The organism is Priestia koreensis, from assembly GCF_001274935.1.
GTDB classification, from domain to species: domain Bacteria; phylum Bacillota; class Bacilli; order Bacillales; family Bacillaceae_H; genus Bacillus_AG; species Bacillus_AG koreensis.
In genome coordinates this window covers 16,788-33,130 of sequence record NZ_LILC01000006.1, presented here as the reverse complement: position 1 = coordinate 33,130, position 16,343 = coordinate 16,788, and the positions used below count along the sequence as shown (strand labels likewise).

Sequence of the window (16,343 nt, the reverse complement as noted above, 5' to 3'; positions counted from 1 at the left end):
TAATTAATATAAAATGAATATATATTTTAAATTATATTGAATAAATTATCTATTGATATTCAATATAATTTAAATAATTTATGAATGATGTTGAATATAGACAAAATATTCCTCTTGTGGTATATTACTTTTATGAAATCAAACTTATTTGTGGAAGTAGGGGGATTATTATATGAAATTACAAGCTAAAGTAACAAACGATAATGGGAATAGTGAACAAGCACTTATTATTAATGATGAGTTGATTCGTCAACCTAATACATACGCGTTGGAACTTGCTTACAAACGAGTAGGGGACAAATCTATTGAAGAATTAGTAGAAAATTTATATGAAAATCTATTTGTTTCAATTCAATCACCAGCTCTAGATTTTCCTGGTCAATACTACATCGGAAAAGCAGCGATTGATAAAGGAACTACTAAACAAAATATGAATGCTGGTAAAGAATATAAAGCAGACTCGGCTATTCCGGTTGTTAATACGATTGGAAATATTGCAGCATGGGCGGTTAAAACGAGCTTTAACAAGAAGGGTAAACTAGCAAAAGATCTTGAGGTTACGGTTGATATGACAACAGCGTTGCCTGTCACTGAATATAAACTTGGGTCTAAGCACAACAAAGAGTTTGAAAACAAATTCATGGAGGGGACACATACGGCGGTTGTTTTCTTAGGAGAAGAAAAAGTAAATGTCAAGATCAACTTTGACTTTGTTAAGGTTCTACCTGAGGGCACCGCAGTCCTTTTTTATCTTAACCACCTTAGTAAGAACCATGAAGTATTGCAAGACTTTGCGAAGAAATATGATATTAAAGCAATCGATGGGAAGTATTTTCAAGATAAGCGTTTATTACATGTAGATATCGGAGACGGTACAACAGAGCTTCCTATTACGCGTCATATGGCATTTGATGAAGATAAAGCAGAAGGGTTAAATATGGGTATTGCTCACGCTATCGTGCAAGCAATGAACCTATTTACATCTCAAGAAACAGGATATGCAGGCTTGAATCGCCAAAAGTTTAGTGAATACCTTAAAGACGCTGAAAATCATTCATACGAAGCACCTAAAGCTCACAGTTATATGCAAATTGCCTTACAACCTGTTATTTCTGAAATTATTAACAAAATTAAAGAGCAACTTGATAAGGCGTACAATGAAATCGATGTTGTCGTTGTCTACGGTGGTGGATCTATTTTAATGAAAGACTTAATGGAACCGTTACTTGAAAAAGAACTTGGACGACGAAAAGGTGGACAGATCAAGTTATTCTGGGTACCAAAAGCATATGCACCATTAATGAACGTAGAGGGTATGGATGCATTCATGAAACTAGGCATGTTTGATCGTGTAAAAGAAGCGGTGTTGGCATCTAACTAATCATATTGAAAGAAGTCGTGCCAAGTCCCGCACGACTTCTGACTATGTAGAGGAGGCGATGGATAAGTGGCAAGGAAACCTCAGAAGAAAAATGCAGGCAGTCAGGTTATTTTTACACTAGATGATAACCAAGTTGTATTAGATTATATCAATGGACAATCAAATATTTCAGAAGGTATACGTTTTGCGATTGAATATTTTGTGCAACAACAGGGTTCGTTTGATATTCAGAGCCGCGTTCCCATGAGAAGGGATATAAGCAACCCAGCACAATATTTAGGTGCTAAAGAGGCAGTTACTCCTAGCGGACATAGTAATGTGAATCAACTCAGACCACATTCTCCGGAAGAGTATGAACAAAAGGATACTTTTGAAAAAGCTTATTTACAAAGTAAACCAATGGCAAAAGCAGAATCGTTAACAACTATTCCTGAACGTAACGTATCACGTAATATTGAACAAAGTAGTCAACATGAAAACCCAGTAGTTGATGAAGATAAGAAAGAGGATGTTGACATAGAGGAAGTTGTTGCAGAAGAACCAGATGAAGTTGTAATTGGTTCACGGCAGCATTCAGTTGAGAAACCAAAGATCGTTCCTCATAAAGATATTGAAGATGAAAAGGAACGCGAAGATAGTGTAATTGGCAATCGTAATAAAACTAGTGAGAAGAGTAAAGATGATCTCGGAGATGCAGGATGGCTTCTCGGTTAATAAAAAAAGGATGCAACTTGTTTAATCACAAGTTGCATCTTTTTTCACCTTTACAGCGATTAGTAACAGTACTAATTCTAATAAAACATAGATTTGGTTGGCTTACAGGTAACTTTAAGTTGACTTCTTTTGACACTCCCACCGCTAAAGCCGCAAGTCCTACACCTTGAGGTGAAACGGATGGGATTCTTGAATAACTGGGCGTACGCAATTCATTTCCGCTTTGTACAGCTTTCAAGATGAGGGTGTGCCATCACCCCTCATAGGGCAGAACCTATAGTTCCCTATGCTGATTGACTATGACCATCAATCACAGGTGCATATCGAATGTTCATTGCACCCACTCTATCTCGATGAGTACAAAAGCCATATTGACAGTGATACGATCGATCCTTTGCATTGTTTCGTTCGGAACAAGCAGGACACGTCTGAGACGTGTAGGCAGGAGGTATATTCGACTTTATCAGAAACAATTAGTGATTCCCTTTTTCAATTTAGTCAATATATTGACTAAATTGAAAAAGGGTGTTACTCTAATTATTGTCAGCATGCTGACAATAATTGAGAGAAGGTATTTTTATGAACTATTCTAAAGCTCTTAAGGAGCTTCATCTGATGCAACAGAATTATGCAGCTTTCTTTTCAGTCACAAATAAGTTGCAAGCGCAGGGGGATAGCTATTTCGAAAAATTAACATCGCGACAATACATGATTATGTTGGCTGTAGCGCACTTGCCAGAGGATGATACAACACTTATTAATATAGCTAAAGAGTTAGGGACTAGTAAACAAAGTGCACAAACCCTGATAACAAATCTTGAGAAGAAAGGGTATTTTATCACAGGTGCCAGTAAACGAGATAAGCGTGCAATTAACGTTAAAATTACAGACTTAGGCAAACAGATTATGGTGCAGTGCGGAGAAAAAGTAGTAACCTTGATGAGTGATATTTTTAATAACTTTACAACCGAGGATTTAGAGACATTATGGCGTTTATTAAAAAAACTAGATGGTGGGAAAAGTGAAGAACAAGTAGGTTTTGAAGAAAATGTGAACTATAAATTTGAAGATCAAAAAGGCTTTCAAGAAGCACAAATCCGGGCCTTAAATCATTTTGTCTCGAAAAGAAATATTTCCGAATAACAATGATTAGGAGATGCAACATTATATTCATCTTCTATATAATTATGGAGGCTTAACAATATGGAAATACATATAAAACCCACTGTTGCCCTTATTGACGAGAAGGTTGACATTACTATTACAGAGCTATTACCCGGAGAGAAAGTAAAGATTACTGCCTCTATGCATTTTCCATGGGCAGTGAGTGAAAAATATGAATCATTTGCATGGTTTACTGCAGATTCCAAGGGGCAAGTCGATTTATCAAAGCAGAAACCTACTTGTGGAACGTATGACTACATAGACAGCATGGGACTTATTGCATCTTTAACAAAGGTTAGGAGTGAGGGAGAAAATATTGCTTCTAATCTTTCAATAGATAATAGCATATTTATAGATTTTGTATGTGAATATAAAGATGAGAAAAAGTGTGTAAAGATTGAGCGTATGTTAAAGTTACCTATAGTGAAAAGACAGAAAATTACTGAAGAATTTAAAGGAGAGTTATTTTACTCCGAAAAGTCGCTCAGAAAAACGATTATTCTATTAGGGGGATCTGATGGGTCGCGAAGTGGGCTTTCATTTTTAGCAGGACCTCTGGCATCTAGAGGATTTAATGTTTTAGTTGTGGGGTATTTTAATGAAGATGGATTACCAGAAAAGCTTAAAGAAATTCCTCTGGAATACTTTGAACAAGTATTTTCTTGGATTAAAGAAAACCCATTAACGTATGATGACAAAATATATATACATGGTACCTCTAAAGGTGGAGAATTAGCATTACTTTTATCTTCAAAATACAATATTATTTCTAAAGTGGTAGTCTCTGCACCACATGCGTATTGCTTTCAGGCACTAAATGGTCTTATGAGTGGAGCGAATGTTTCCTCATGGTCTTACAAAGGAAAGTCGTTACCTTTTATACCTGTTGATAATAATATATTTTATGAGCATCAGCGTCATTGTATAGAAAGGAATATCCCTTTTGGGTTTACTACTACGTATAAGAAAAGTGTAGAGAGAGAAAAGAGAAAAGAAGAAGCCCGAATAAAAATATAAAATGCTCACGCGGATTTATTACTAATTGCAGGTCAGAAAGATAATGTTTGGAATACTTATGAGGCATGCCTTGAAATAATGGACAATTTGAAAAAAAATAACTACAAGTACAATTACACTCTTTTAGACTATGAAGAACTAGGTCATTCTTTACCCATACCATATGTTATACCTCTAAGTGAGACATTAAATGTGGAAATGGGGAAAGGATCTTTCACTTGTGGTGGTACATTAAAAGGAAATTCATATGGTCAATTAGATTCATGGAACAAAACATTAGAGTTTTTCATGGCCTAGTTTTGATAAATACCAATTAAAACTACAAAGAATATTTTAAGTGTATACCGCACACAACTTTAGTTACCATAATGTCTCTTTAGAAACTAGACAGTAAAAGAACCCTTATATATCAAGGGTTCTTTTACTGTCTTGATTTATCGTTTGTACAACTTTTGATACATCCTTGAACTGATAAGACATTGGTCTTAAATTCCAAAACAGTTTCTGAATAAAAATATACCTGTTTATAGTGTGGAAAAAACATCATACTGGAAATAATCCTATCCATAATTGTCATCTGTATGTTTAAATTACTCATCCAAGTAGTTTAAAATATTAACAACAGCATCCTGCAACTCACCACGTCTAAATTTCTCCACAAAGTCTATATAAATGATTTCTAAGACTTTTTCCAATGTAAAAGGATGATCAGGATATATCTCTGCTAGATCCGCTAACACGACTTCTCCTCTTAATGCATATTTCTTAGAAAGGTACACTTTTAAAGTCACATAATCATCATCCTCTAGATCATACGTAGAAGTGCCTCTCTGATCATTTATAATCAGCTTTTCAGGTGTATTGTATGGGATGATTTCGAGACGTCTAGGCTTTTGAACATTATAAATACGATCATAGCGTTCCAGAAGCAACTGATAGACCCGTTTTAAGTCTGGCTTCTTCATGATGTACATAACAAAGTCGTGATATAAAATCTTGATCAAATCCCCATTGGTAAACTTTTCACCACTTAACTCTTGAATATCATCACAAAAGGTTTCACCGCGTAGATAAACGGAATAAGGGATATCAATACGGAAACGCACATCGAATTTTTGAGAGAGAAGGTTAACTGCTTTAATAAATGTACCAGTATTTCCGCTATTAGAATGAAAAGAAGACCCCAATAAATTAGCTTTGCTATAAGACCTCATTTTAAACCCCCTCAGCTTTTAACATACCCATTAGGATTCTATGTGTGGCTTGGCGTATGCTGCGCTGATTCCATTCTAGCTGCTTATCAAATATAAGTTTATAGACCTCTTGTGAAACCTTCACATGAACCACATCATCGTAATTAATGTAATGACTTGGTGGAAACTCAACACCTGCTTTAAGGCCTTTTTCAACTAAATGAGTACAGTACTGGGTAATGGAATCATATTCGAACGATCCCGACTTTATATAAGACTTAATAGCGTCTGATACAGGCACACGAATATCATGTTTCTTATCATTTCTTCTTTTTCTTGGTTGATCTATTTTGGCTGTTTTCCGAACATTGTTAGTGGATTGTTGATTGGTGGAAGAAGACTTCTGCTTCTGGAACATCGGATTAATACTTTTCATAATGATCCTCTCTTTCTTCTTTTTTGTGAAAATATGAGATTAAGTTTGGGTCAGTTGGTTAGTTGGTTAAGATAATACAAGATATGTGAGAAGGAGGGAGGTTATGTGTATAAATGTCGTGAAAAGTGGACACAATTGCAAATACATATATTTAGTACGTAAGGAGGTAAAATTGTTATGAAAAAAGAGAATAGCAAAAAGGAAAATGTGATCTCTAAAAAAGATGCTTTGAACTTAATCTTAAAATCCAAGAAGATAAAGGGTATAAAAGTCCAATGAAATGCCAACATTAGGTTGGTATTTTTTATTTTCTTATTACTTTTAATTAATTGTGATAGTAAATAAATATATATTGAATATAATTTTAATATAAATTGGAACATTTTAATATAAAATGATGAATATATATATTAATATGTATTTAAATTAATATTTAAACTTATATTGAAAAGTAATTCAGATGAATATTTAAGTAAAATAATCAAAAATCCATTTGGAGATTAACTCGTTTATTGTTTCTTAGAGGGACGTATAACCACCGTTTTCTATAGATAATTCTCCATATGTGCATGGTCAAGTGGCAATATTCAATCGTCAATAGTCAAGTGTGCAGGGTAACTTTGCGCATATGACTATTGACATCGATGACATAATTCAAAAGCAGCTGAATTAAGGAATAGAAGCATGCAAAAAAGCCCGACTATCATGAGAAATAGAATCTGTTTTCCCCCATTTTCCAATACGAAAAATAGCTAGCCTAAATCCGTGAAAACAATCTAATTTCACCCTCGAAAAATGAGTTAATTTAAGATGACTTTATTCATTTATTTTCTGTACAAGAAAAATATGGTATAGTACAACTACAATTAAATTTAAACGAAATGGGACACCCCAAAATCAAAAGAAGGTTTTTCGACCTCTCTTTGGTTTTGGGGTTTTTTCTGTTTCAAAGGAGTGAATAAAATGTTGAAAGTGGAAAGGAAGTATTTTAGTACAGGTGATAATCGGAAGGGTGTCCAGATTACGGATGGAGAAATTCAGACCTTACTCTTACTCTATAATCAGCGGATCTTAACGCATCCCCAAATGTACGAGTATTTAAAGCAGATTGAACCAGCAACCAAGAGTGAAACCTATCGTCGGCGTGTTTCTCAAAAATTCACCAAATATGGAATTGTCATTGCTGAACCATACTCATTAGGTCAAAAGGGGTTTTACTTTAACTATTATCGAATTGGTCCGAAAGGCCTTGATATTTTAATCCAAGAAGGATTAATTTCAAAACAAGTCTCTCGTAACTTACCTAGCCGTATAGCAAATATTAAAAATCTAGATCATTACTTATCCATACAGCAAGTTGTCATAAGTACCCTAAGTAAAGGACTAAGCCAAGGTGAAAATTTTACGTCTGTTGCTCCATACGATTTTATAGGAACGGATCAAATGTTTGAAAATGAGCGCATTGTATCCGATTGGGTAATTTCTCATGACGATCAACATGTGCTGGTTGAATTGGACATGGGAACAGAGGCGCTCAATCGATTAGAAGATAAGGTGAAGAGGTACCGAGCTACGTCATTAGACAACCCTGATAGACATTATAGTGTCTTGTTTGTGGAAATCGACTCGTCTATGAATTTGAGATACGGGAGCCCTAATAGAGAAAGACGTATCGGGAATATCAAAAAGCGCTTGCTGTACTCAAAGGGATTAGAACTCGAAAATCTAGACGTCTATGTCATCACCCTAGAGCGCGCTGCGGCATTAGCCACTGATTTACTAGTAGGAAAGCGCCCATATACAAGTCAATTTATTGAGCAAGATACACAACTGCTTATGAAGAACTTATCCATGAACAGTAAGTTTGGCTTTACACTTCATCCAATCTTAGATGAGTTTGTATATATTCAATCCGAGAACTATCCAACAAAAGCTGATATGGTTTGTGAGTTGATTAATGATGCGGGATATAAGGTAGAAACCGTCATGCTTGTTTTTCTTGAAGAAGGCAACCTTAAAAGTTTGGCAAGAGTAGATACCTTAAACGAATATGTAAAAAAAGGATTAACGCAAATTACTATCCAGCGCATTATCGCCTTCTATGAGAACCGCGAAGAGTTAGAAAATGACATTATCGGCATCGACTATAAAAATGTGTATTTTGGTGACGGTTCTAGTTACGGGTATACAGGGGAAGAACCAGCATTCTATAAGTTAGTGACTCCTTACCGTATGGAAGGGAGGGCTTTGCTTGACTGGAAGTATTAAAAAGCATCTTCCTATTGGTATTAGTCATTTATCACTCGTAGCTAGTGTGTTCTTCCTTATCAAGTACGCAGCCAATTACTTTTTTGTGTTGCTTAACCAAATTAAACAAGAGGATTTATCGTTTCCCTTACTAGGTGATCCCGTTCATCCGACCTTGCTTGGTATGGCGCTTACGACTGTCTTTATGATTGGATCGTGGTTGTTTTCCACAAAGGTAGCCTTTTATAAGAAGACGTCTCCGAAAGCCATCTATTTCTTAACGGTCTTCATGGCGGTTGCCTTTCACTTCTTGTGGTATGCGACGGCACCTGTCTATCGCACGGTGATTCCATACTTGGAGGATCTAGCGAGTAAAGCATCCATTGGTAAGTTATCGTTTGAGGCGGTGTTGCTACAGAATACCGATCAGCTCATGACGATTCTTATCCTCTTACCTGGTATCATCGGTGCTTTCATTCTGCTATGGATGGGTGGATTAGTGACACGTGATCAAAAAGAGATTATGGAGCGCTTTGCGGAGTATGAATTTGTCTCTGCTAAACTGCAAAAATTCGTGAAAGTGGAATCTCAAGCCGATCAACTGCCAGATGTGGTATTGGGGCCTGACTCGAAGACGAAGGAACAAGTCATTATCCCAGGGCAAGATCGAACATTAAATGGGATTATTGTAGGGAGTATCGGGACAGGTAAAACAGCGGCGCTAGTTTTACCTCTTATTAATCAGGATTTACACTGGATGGCTAAATTCATCAATGATTACCCGGAGCTATCCAAGAGAGAGGATTTTCACACGGAAGAGGTAAAGGGACGTTATTTGAATGGAATTACTGTCATAGAACCATCGAATGACCTTTGCCAAAAGGCATACAAGCTTGTACAGGCTCATAACATCCCAACTGAGAGTGTGTTCTATATTGATCCAACGAATAAAGACACCCCCTGTATTAATCCATTAGAGGGACCGGTTGAAAGGGTAGCTGAATCCCTTGCGATGGTGGTAGAAGGGTTAGGGGACGGAGCGCGTGACTTCTTCGGTCAATCACAACGTAACCATTTGAAGTATTACGTGTATCTCTTGAAGCTGTATGACCCAGAAAACGAACCAACCTTCGATATGTTGATCGACATGTATAACGATGCACAACTAGTTCGACACATGCACGTTCAATTAAAAGCGCTGATTCCTGCTGATTGGGAAACGTACACAGATCGTGACGAGCGCAACCACTGGCACATCGTAAAAGGCGTGGATGACTGGTTTGAAATGAATCATTTACCGCAGGCAGATCGCGCTGGTAATGTAGAGAAAATTAAAGACGGGAAGTATCGTGGAGAAGTGAAGTACTACGATGCGGAAGCGGAGTATGTAAAAGGACTACGTAACATTCTGAATGACCTTGCAGCCAATAAGTTGATTCGCCGTGTGTTATTTGGGAAATCGAACTTTAGCATGGATGCTCACTTAGAGAATGGGGGAGTACTCCTTGTAAATACAGCAAAAGGGGAAATGCAGAACCTTAGTAATGTATTTGGGAAGATTGTTTTATTATCTGTACAAAATGCAGTCTTTCGCCGTACACCAGCGTCCTCGACGTACCATGCGATCTACTGCGATGAGTTCCCCGATTATGTCTATCAGTCGTTTCGTGAGTTCCCAGCGCAAAGCCGTAAGTATAAGGCTATTATTACCGTGGTTACACAGACCATTGCACAGCTCGCGGATCATTATGGCGAGTACTACATGCATACTCTTTTAACCACCTTACGTAACAAAATGGTTTACGCAGACGTCTCAGAATTTGATGCGAATGTATTTTCGCGCTTATTCCATGAGAATAGTCGCTTTGAGGAATCAACGTCGGAACAATCTGTATCACCAATGCAGGATAACCCGATGACACGTATGGGTAGCTCTTATAAGCAAACAAGAGAAGCGATCATGAGTCCAGATGATATTTTAGCTCAACGCGAGTTCCAATGTGCCGTCAAGATCGTGAAGAAGAATCGATCGATGCCTGTTAAACAGATTGATGCGAACTTTGTACCGAAAGAAGAATTTAAGAAAGCGATTATCCAAGTCGATGATGAACGAGCCGTCTACTGGCTAGAACGACGTCGTGAGCTCTTACAGCATGGTACGGTGGAATTAGTTGGGGAAACAGTGGAAGAGTCAACGGAGCGTGAACAAGCGCTTCTGGAGCAGTTCCAAGAAGAACGTAAATTAACTCTACAGCAGGCAGGGCTTGATCCTGTTATTGTGGAAGCAAATACGTCGCGTGAACCAGCGAAGCAGCCGAGAAAGGAAATCCGCTTCAAGCCTATTTCTCGACCAGTTGAAAAGCGTGTTGAAACGGCCGCTCCTTCCATTCCATCATCGAGAGACGTCTTGGAGAGCAAACGAGACGTCCCACCTGTGGGAGTAGTAAATACGACAACACAGCAGAAGCAACATCGTGACCATGATCAAGCACAAACGATAGAGAAAGCGCGAGTTGTTCCTAAATTGGTTGAAGAACAGGAAAAAGAGGTAGTTCCACCAGTAGTATCACCAACCACTGAGAGTCATGATTTACAAGGAGACGTCTCGACCGATCCTGTTATACCAGACGTCTTAGAAATAAATGATGATCTGCTATGGGAGGAGTCTATTAAGACATCGGTCATCGAGAATACTAGCCCAGTACCTGAAGCTGTGACAACAAAAAATGAACCTACTTCAAAAGAAAAGCAAGACTCTACATCTATTACAAAGGATCAAGAAGATTTACTAGAAGAGTTAATGACAGAATTGAAATAAGGTTTTAATTAGGTAAAAGGTCACGTTTAATTAGTGTTTTTTGCGTTTTTTTATTAATTAAATGGTTGTATTATCATAGTAATTCGGATAAAATGACAATTAAGGTAATCTATGTAAAATAAATTTAATACAAATTAAATGGGACACCCCAAATAGACGTATAGGCAACCCCTATGCTCTGTTTGGGGTGTTTTTTATTTTCTAAGGGGGATTTTCGCATGGAAAAGACATGGAATGAAGACAATTTACAATCGTTAGCCGAGGCGAGACGTACCAATCAAATTTTAACAGCGGTAGTCTATGGGGTTCAGACGATGAAGCTACCCATCAACGAAGATGGGAAAGTAGTCAGTCGTGAAGTAGAAACAGCTATCTTCATGTTACCCGGTGGTGTAACAGCTTACTGCCCAGTCAACGAGTTTTCAGATTATGAATATCGAAGTCTAGCGGGTTTTGCAGGGACTAAGCAACAGGTCATCATTGACCGCTTAGACTTGGATCATCAAATTGCCATGGTATCGGTTAAAAAAGCGGATGAACTCCTTGCGCAGAAGCTATGGAATGAAATGAAGTATCTACAAGATAATGAGCAGCTGAGTACGAAAGTGTATGATGCGACCATTGTTGGATTTAATGAGAAGAACGAACATATTCACTTAAAAATGAACGGAGCACGTGCTTTCATGGTTCGTAATGACTGGGATCATGGCCGTGTGCGTGACTTAGGGGAACAATTCGACCGCGGGGAACATGTTGAAGTAAAAGTCGTGCGCTTTGATGAAGAGCGTCAAATGATTCAAGTGTCACGTAAAGCAACGATTGATGATCCGTTTGCCAAGTTAGATGAATTAGCGAAGATGGATACGATTGCAGGAGTGATTGATTCGGTGCATCCGATTCATGGGATTTTCGTCAAACTAAGTAATGGTCTTGTGGTTAAAGGGATGAAGCCTCGTGATTTAGCAGAGCCAACGGTGGGGGAAGTCGTAACATGTAAAGTACGTGAGATTAACCGAGAACAACGAAGAGCCAAAGTCGTTATTGTGGCGTACCCTCGTGGTAAAAAGAAGCGCAAGGATATCACTGATTTCCTTTTTAGCTAATGATGAATGAATCAACGGTTTTAAACGAAGAACAGTTATCTCACGGCAGCCTAACGGGAGAGGTTCCATTTTGGGACCATCCTTTCGTGAAAGGCTACATGAAACGACCCACCAACTATCAATTCTTTACCACAGTGGAACAATCATTAGCGCTTTATAAGAGACAGCGTATTGATGATAAAGATATTATGTTGTTAAAAGTGCTGGGTGACGCGATATGTGCTAATGAAGACCAATTAAGGCGCTATCTTTCGTCTCAGATGTCTCGTTCAGAGGTATCGAAAAGACTGGATAAATTTCGTCAGTTATCCCTAGCAGATCGTTGGCATGTACGATTGAAGGATGATGAACATGAGGATATTAAACCGCCAGCCCCTTATACGTTGGGGATTGCAGGAAATAAACTATTAAAGTACTTTTATCCCGAAGAATTCTATCTTGACCCGAATCAATGGGACAAACTAGGTGTATACGGCATACAGCGCTATGTAGCGGTCAACGAGCTTCGTTGTTCCTTAATGGAGAGTCGTGTAGTAAAAGAGTGGAAGTTCAAAGCCGAAATTAAAGGATTCTCACGAGCTAAGAGACCATTTGCGGTTGCCAATGTACATTCTCCTAAAGGGCTTCTTACTTTTATTGTGGAGCGTATTCACAGAGGTCAAGACTTTCTTTCCTACCTTAAAGAGCGACTAAATGAATGGAAAGTCCTTTTTGAAAAGACGAATCAGTTGCGGTTTTATGAGATGGAAGAAGGTGTGCCCATTGTCGTGTTAAACGTATCCACGTATAGTTTAGCCGAGCATTTGCAATACGAGCTGATGCTTGATACCTTCCCCTTTACCATTTGGCTTTGCGTGGATGAATTCATGCCAGAGGGAATCGAACGTAGCTTTGTCATTCCGCGGAGTGATGGGTTACATCGAACCGCGCTAAACTTCTTAAAGAAAAATGACTAGGAGAGGAGGAAAGAACGCTTGAGAAGCTATTTAGAAGATGTGAGTTATGAGGACTTGTCCGGTTTAGCTTTGCTTCAACGTTATCGTCCTCTCTTAGAATTACTTAAGCACGATACAGCGACGTTTGCACATTCTGTACGTGTGGCAGAACAGTTAAAGCGTTTAGGAATGAAACTAGGAATGCACCAGGTGCAACAGCAGGAGCTATTTGATTTAGGGTTATTGCATGATGTAGGGAAACTACTGATTTCGCCTACAATTCTCAATAAGACTGCCTCTTTAAGCGATGGTGAATGGGTACAGGTCAAGGATCATCCTCTCAATGGGTATCGTATCTTGCAAAATGGCTCATACAGTACCGCTATTCGTATGGCCATTCTGCAACATCACGAGAATTTAGATGGTTCTGGCTATCCAGCAGGGGTGAAAGGGAACATGATTACGCATTATGCCCGTATGCTTCGTATTGTAGACAGTTACGATGCGATGACGACTATCCGAACATACAAAGAAGTATTGAGCGAGGAAGAAGCGCTTGGGGAACTGGAACACAAAGCGGGTGTCTATTTCGATCAAGATCTTGTAGAGACTTTTAAACTCATAATTAAAGATAGCTTATAACTTTAAGCTATCTTTTTTATTTAGGGCTATATTAAAAAGATGTTGGAAAAAAGAAGTAGTTAGTCCTTTAGTTCTTGCTAGATCTATTGCCTGGAAGAATATAATATTCATTATATTGATCCGTCCGTAATAACAATCCCAGTAGCTTTAATTGTTAATTTGTTTTGGATACTAAATTCTAAGCTTTAAATAAAAATTCATTACCCATTCTTCTAGAGCAGATGTAGGATAAAATAATAGGGATATATGACTCATCTCATCTAATTACCTAAGGAAAGTTTGGGTTTTTTTCGACAAAAAAGAACATGCCCAAATATTGGGCATGTTGAACAAGATTTAATTTATTTTTGTAAAAGGATACTATTTATTTTTTAAGTAGTTTAACATGTCGAAACTAATGTATCCGTCATGTTGTAATCTTGCTACAACGATACCTGGAAGTATATTTTGTGATTTTGCGAATTCTTCAATACTTTTCTGATTAAAAACCTTTGACTCGATAAATTTTTTATAGGTAGACCTATCTATAAAAAAATCTCTTGCAAAGGCATTAGCCTCTTCTTCTTTCGGAGTATTATTGGTAATGTCTAATTCTAAGTCTGATTCCAGTGTGACAATTGGTTCATTTGGTTCATAATGTTTAATTAAGTGACCTATTTCATGCATTAAGGCAAACCAGACGTGATCATGTGTTTTAAACCTTCCACTTAAATAAATAGCTGGATTTTTCTTATAAGTTGTTAAAGCTCCTCTAACTTTACTATTTACAACTGCATCACAGAACACTAAATAGACTCCTAAACGATTTAATAATTTTCTAGCACTTTGTAGTGAGCTTTTATAATCGTTATTCAATGCAATTTTTTTGAATTTATCCAATGAATTAATTAAATTTGTTACGTCATACTTTTTGCTTGATAAGTCACGATTTTGAATTTCTACTTCTTCTCTTGCTAAGTTTAACCAAATCGCAATTGATTCTTTTTCTCCTCCATCTTCCATAAAATCGACACGGAGATTTGAGTATACATCATCAAATTGACTAAAACTACTTATTCTTAAGAGTTTAAGCATTTCGTTTGCTTGTTTTCTTAAATCCCAATTAAGTCCTCCAAAAATTGTGGAGAATTTAAATCTATTATCAAGTTCATTTAACTCATCATCATTAAAGGCTTCACTGTTTATTTCTTCTCTTTTAAGGTATTCTCTGTATTTACTTTCATAATTTAGCCAATAAGAGGCAGGAACATTATGAAAGATTTTTTCAAATTTAATAGCAACATCTTCAGTTAGTCTACTCTTTCCGTTTAACAAATTTGAAAAATGTTTTTCACTAATTCCTAATCTTTTAGCACATTCTTTTTGACTCATCCCTATTTCATCAAGATATTCCTTTATAATGGAACCTGTATGAACAATGAAATTTTTGCCCATATTTAATCCTCCTTCCTAATGATAATCTTCAATTTTCAAGATTTCTATAGCGCTGATTAATTTCGCGTCCATTTCATCAACATTTTCCACGGGTCTTAGTATAATACGGTAATTTTTAGAGACATCTATTCCCCAGCAATTTGCATATTCTCCACTTAATTTATGCCGACGAGGTGGTGGATCATGAGGGATTTCATTTAAATTATTTGCTGCCCTCAATTCAGACATCCTGTTAATGACCTTTTGGTAAAATGATGTATATTCTCTTTTTATTAAACGTTCATTTGTTAAGATTTTTTCTAACTTATTCGAGGCGTATAAAATATCCATGTCGGTCCCCCTTATGCATTAAGATGAAAGTATCATAAATTAACCTATTAGGTCAATTTTGTGGATGTGGACTTGCCACAAAAATAAAGTTATAATGTTTTTGTATAGGAGTGCATATAATGCAAAAGAATAATGATTATTTTGAATATGCAAGGGTGTTATCCAACCAGTATAATACCTTTCTTAGTAATGAAGCTATTGAACAAGAGGTATTAAAGACTTTTGGTGGAGAACTCCCTTTTGACAAGCCTAATAATAAATTTGTATCAAGGGAATTTGTGAATCATTTCCTTTTAAGTTACTACCCAAATGAAACTTCTGTAAAATCAACATTCATAAACAATGTTTTATTTAAAACATGCAATCATGTATCAATTTTTGAATTAAACGTGGGAAAAAGTAGACTAGACTTGTGCAAAGTAAACGGCAATAGTACAGCTTTTGAAATTAAAACGGATTTAGATACACCAGTGCGGTTAAGGCAACAAATGAACGACTATTTTCTCGTTTTTGAAAAGGTTTATTTGATTTGTTCTGTACAGAATCATGATTCTATGTTGCCGTATATTCCAGATGAATGTGGTATTTACACTTACTACATTACAAAGACAGGCAGGTATGTTTTTAAAAAGAAGCGAAAAGCAATGGTTTCAAATAGGATTTCTTCAGTGGCTCAATTGTCAGTCTTAACAAAAAAAGACTTGAACACATTCTTTAATTGTCCAAATCTTGATAACAAAGAAGCTATGATAGATTTTATTACTGGTACAAAAACCAAACAAGAAATTAACAAAACCTTCAAATTTGCACTGAAAGAGAAATATATAAATAAATGGAATTTTCTCGTTGTAAATAGGGAGCATATTTTAGAAATTGATTATCAATGGTTTTTTAGAAACTTATTACCCCCTGAAATAGTGTACCTTTAA

General features: G+C 36.9%; 14 protein-coding genes and 2 pseudogenes. 11 read left to right on the top strand and 5 right to left on the bottom strand.

Going from position 1 to position 16,343, the window contains the following annotated elements; genetic code table 11:
• Positions 1–172 precede the first annotated feature (172 nt).
• Both AMD01_RS04910 and AMD01_RS04905 read left to right on the top strand, forming a co-directional pair.
• The gene (locus tag AMD01_RS04910) at positions 173–1,381 is read left to right on the top strand and encodes a ParM/StbA family protein (RefSeq protein WP_053400299.1); all 1,209 of its coding nucleotides are present in this window, start codon (positions 173–175) and stop codon (positions 1,379–1,381) included.
• A gap of 66 nt (positions 1,382–1,447) precedes the next feature.
• A complete protein-coding gene (locus AMD01_RS04905) occupies positions 1,448–2,095 on the top strand; it encodes a hypothetical protein (RefSeq protein WP_053400298.1) in 648 nt (215 codons plus the stop codon).
• A gap of 284 nt (positions 2,096–2,379) precedes the next feature.
• On the opposite strand, the pseudogene AMD01_RS23365 reads toward AMD01_RS04905, so the two are convergent.
• Positions 2,380–2,547: pseudogene (locus tag AMD01_RS23365) on the bottom strand (zinc ribbon domain-containing protein); the annotation flags it as partial.
• A 127-nt stretch (positions 2,548–2,674) separates the two neighbouring features.
• Between AMD01_RS23365 and AMD01_RS04900 the strand changes: the two are divergent.
• The 3 genes and pseudogenes from AMD01_RS04900 to AMD01_RS24645 form a co-directional block, all read left to right on the top strand.
• On the top strand, positions 2,675–3,238 hold the full coding sequence (locus AMD01_RS04900; protein WP_053400297.1) for a MarR family winged helix-turn-helix transcriptional regulator: 564 nt from the start codon (positions 2,675–2,677) through the stop codon (positions 3,236–3,238).
• A 60-nt stretch (positions 3,239–3,298) separates the two neighbouring features.
• Positions 3,299–4,276 (top strand): acyl-CoA thioesterase/bile acid-CoA:amino acid N-acyltransferase family protein, encoded by a 978-nt coding sequence (locus tag AMD01_RS04895; protein WP_245638887.1) that lies wholly within the window; start codon positions 3,299–3,301, stop codon positions 4,274–4,276.
• 15 nt (positions 4,277–4,291) lie between these two features.
• Positions 4,292–4,573, top strand: a pseudogene (locus AMD01_RS24645) (acyl-CoA thioester hydrolase/BAAT C-terminal domain-containing protein); the annotation flags it as partial.
• 293 nt (positions 4,574–4,866) lie between these two features.
• Here AMD01_RS24645 and AMD01_RS04890 read toward each other — a convergent pair.
• Entirely contained in the window at positions 4,867–5,490 is a 624-nt protein-coding gene (locus tag AMD01_RS04890) for a hypothetical protein (protein ID WP_053400296.1), read from the bottom strand.
• A gap of 1 nt (position 5,491) precedes the next feature.
• Complete coding sequence (locus AMD01_RS04885; RefSeq protein ID WP_157052620.1) at positions 5,492–5,887, bottom strand: hypothetical protein; 396 nt, start codon at positions 5,885–5,887, stop codon at positions 5,492–5,494.
• 981 nt (positions 5,888–6,868) lie between these two features.
• Here AMD01_RS04885 and AMD01_RS04880 point away from each other — a divergent pair.
• The 5 genes from AMD01_RS04880 to AMD01_RS04860 all read left to right on the top strand — a co-directional run bounded on the left by AMD01_RS04880 (position 6,869) and on the right by AMD01_RS04860 (position 13,650).
• Positions 6,869–8,173, top strand: a complete 1,305-nt coding sequence (locus AMD01_RS04880; protein WP_053400294.1) for a replication-relaxation family protein — start codon at positions 6,869–6,871, stop codon at positions 8,171–8,173.
• Entirely contained in the window at positions 8,157–10,970 is a 2,814-nt protein-coding gene (locus AMD01_RS04875) for a type IV secretory system conjugative DNA transfer family protein (RefSeq protein ID WP_053400293.1), read from the top strand. Before AMD01_RS04880 ends, AMD01_RS04875 begins: the two co-directional genes overlap by 17 nt.
• A 218-nt stretch (positions 10,971–11,188) precedes the next feature.
• Positions 11,189–12,073, top strand: coding sequence for a hypothetical protein (locus tag AMD01_RS04870; protein WP_053400292.1), 885 nt, complete (start codon positions 11,189–11,191; stop codon positions 12,071–12,073).
• Entirely contained in the window at positions 12,073–13,029 is a 957-nt protein-coding gene (locus tag AMD01_RS04865; RefSeq protein WP_053400291.1) for a hypothetical protein, read from the top strand. The genes AMD01_RS04870 and AMD01_RS04865 overlap by 1 nt, the downstream gene beginning before the upstream one ends.
• 18 nt (positions 13,030–13,047) lie before the next feature.
• Entirely contained in the window at positions 13,048–13,650 is a 603-nt protein-coding gene (locus tag AMD01_RS04860) for an HD-GYP domain-containing protein (RefSeq protein WP_053400290.1), read from the top strand.
• Between the two features lie 360 nt (positions 13,651–14,010).
• Here the strand turns inward: AMD01_RS04860 and AMD01_RS04855 are convergent, their stop codons facing one another.
• Positions 14,011–15,084: a helix-turn-helix domain-containing protein gene (locus AMD01_RS04855; RefSeq protein ID WP_053400289.1), complete on the bottom strand. Its 1,074-nt coding sequence runs from the start codon at positions 15,082–15,084 to the stop codon at positions 14,011–14,013.
• Positions 15,085–15,099: 15 nt separating this feature from the next.
• Positions 15,100–15,414, bottom strand: a complete 315-nt coding sequence (locus tag AMD01_RS04850) for a type II toxin-antitoxin system RelE/ParE family toxin (RefSeq protein ID WP_053400288.1) — start codon at positions 15,412–15,414, stop codon at positions 15,100–15,102.
• Between the two features lie 119 nt (positions 15,415–15,533).
• Here AMD01_RS04850 and AMD01_RS04845 point away from each other — a divergent pair, with 119 nt between their 5' ends.
• Entirely contained in the window at positions 15,534–16,343 is an 810-nt protein-coding gene (locus AMD01_RS04845) for a sce7726 family protein (protein WP_053400287.1), read from the top strand.

Excerpts from the sequence above, each read along its gene's own strand:
- AMD01_RS04910 (WP_053400299.1), top strand. The coding sequence starts at position 173 with ATGAAATTACAAGCTAAAGTAACAAACGATAATGGGAATAGTGAACAA.
- AMD01_RS04880 (WP_053400294.1), top strand. The coding sequence starts at position 6,869 with ATGTTGAAAGTGGAAAGGAAGTATTTTAGTACAGGTGATAATCGGAAG.
- AMD01_RS04890 (WP_053400296.1), bottom strand. The coding sequence starts at position 5,490 with ATGAGGTCTTATAGCAAAGCTAATTTATTGGGGTCTTCTTTTCATTCT.
- AMD01_RS04870 (WP_053400292.1), top strand. The coding sequence starts at position 11,189 with ATGGAAAAGACATGGAATGAAGACAATTTACAATCGTTAGCCGAGGCG.
- AMD01_RS04900 (WP_053400297.1), top strand. The coding sequence starts at position 2,675 with ATGAACTATTCTAAAGCTCTTAAGGAGCTTCATCTGATGCAACAGAAT.
- AMD01_RS04895 (WP_245638887.1), top strand. The coding sequence starts at position 3,299 with ATGGAAATACATATAAAACCCACTGTTGCCCTTATTGACGAGAAGGTT.
- AMD01_RS04850 (WP_053400288.1), bottom strand. The coding sequence starts at position 15,414 with ATGGATATTTTATACGCCTCGAATAAGTTAGAAAAAATCTTAACAAAT.
- AMD01_RS04865 (WP_053400291.1), top strand. The coding sequence starts at position 12,073 with ATGATGAATGAATCAACGGTTTTAAACGAAGAACAGTTATCTCACGGC.
- AMD01_RS04885 (WP_157052620.1), bottom strand. The coding sequence starts at position 5,887 with ATGTTCCAGAAGCAGAAGTCTTCTTCCACCAATCAACAATCCACTAAC.
- AMD01_RS04855 (WP_053400289.1), bottom strand. The coding sequence starts at position 15,084 with ATGGGCAAAAATTTCATTGTTCATACAGGTTCCATTATAAAGGAATAT.
- AMD01_RS04845 (WP_053400287.1), top strand. The coding sequence starts at position 15,534 with ATGCAAAAGAATAATGATTATTTTGAATATGCAAGGGTGTTATCCAAC.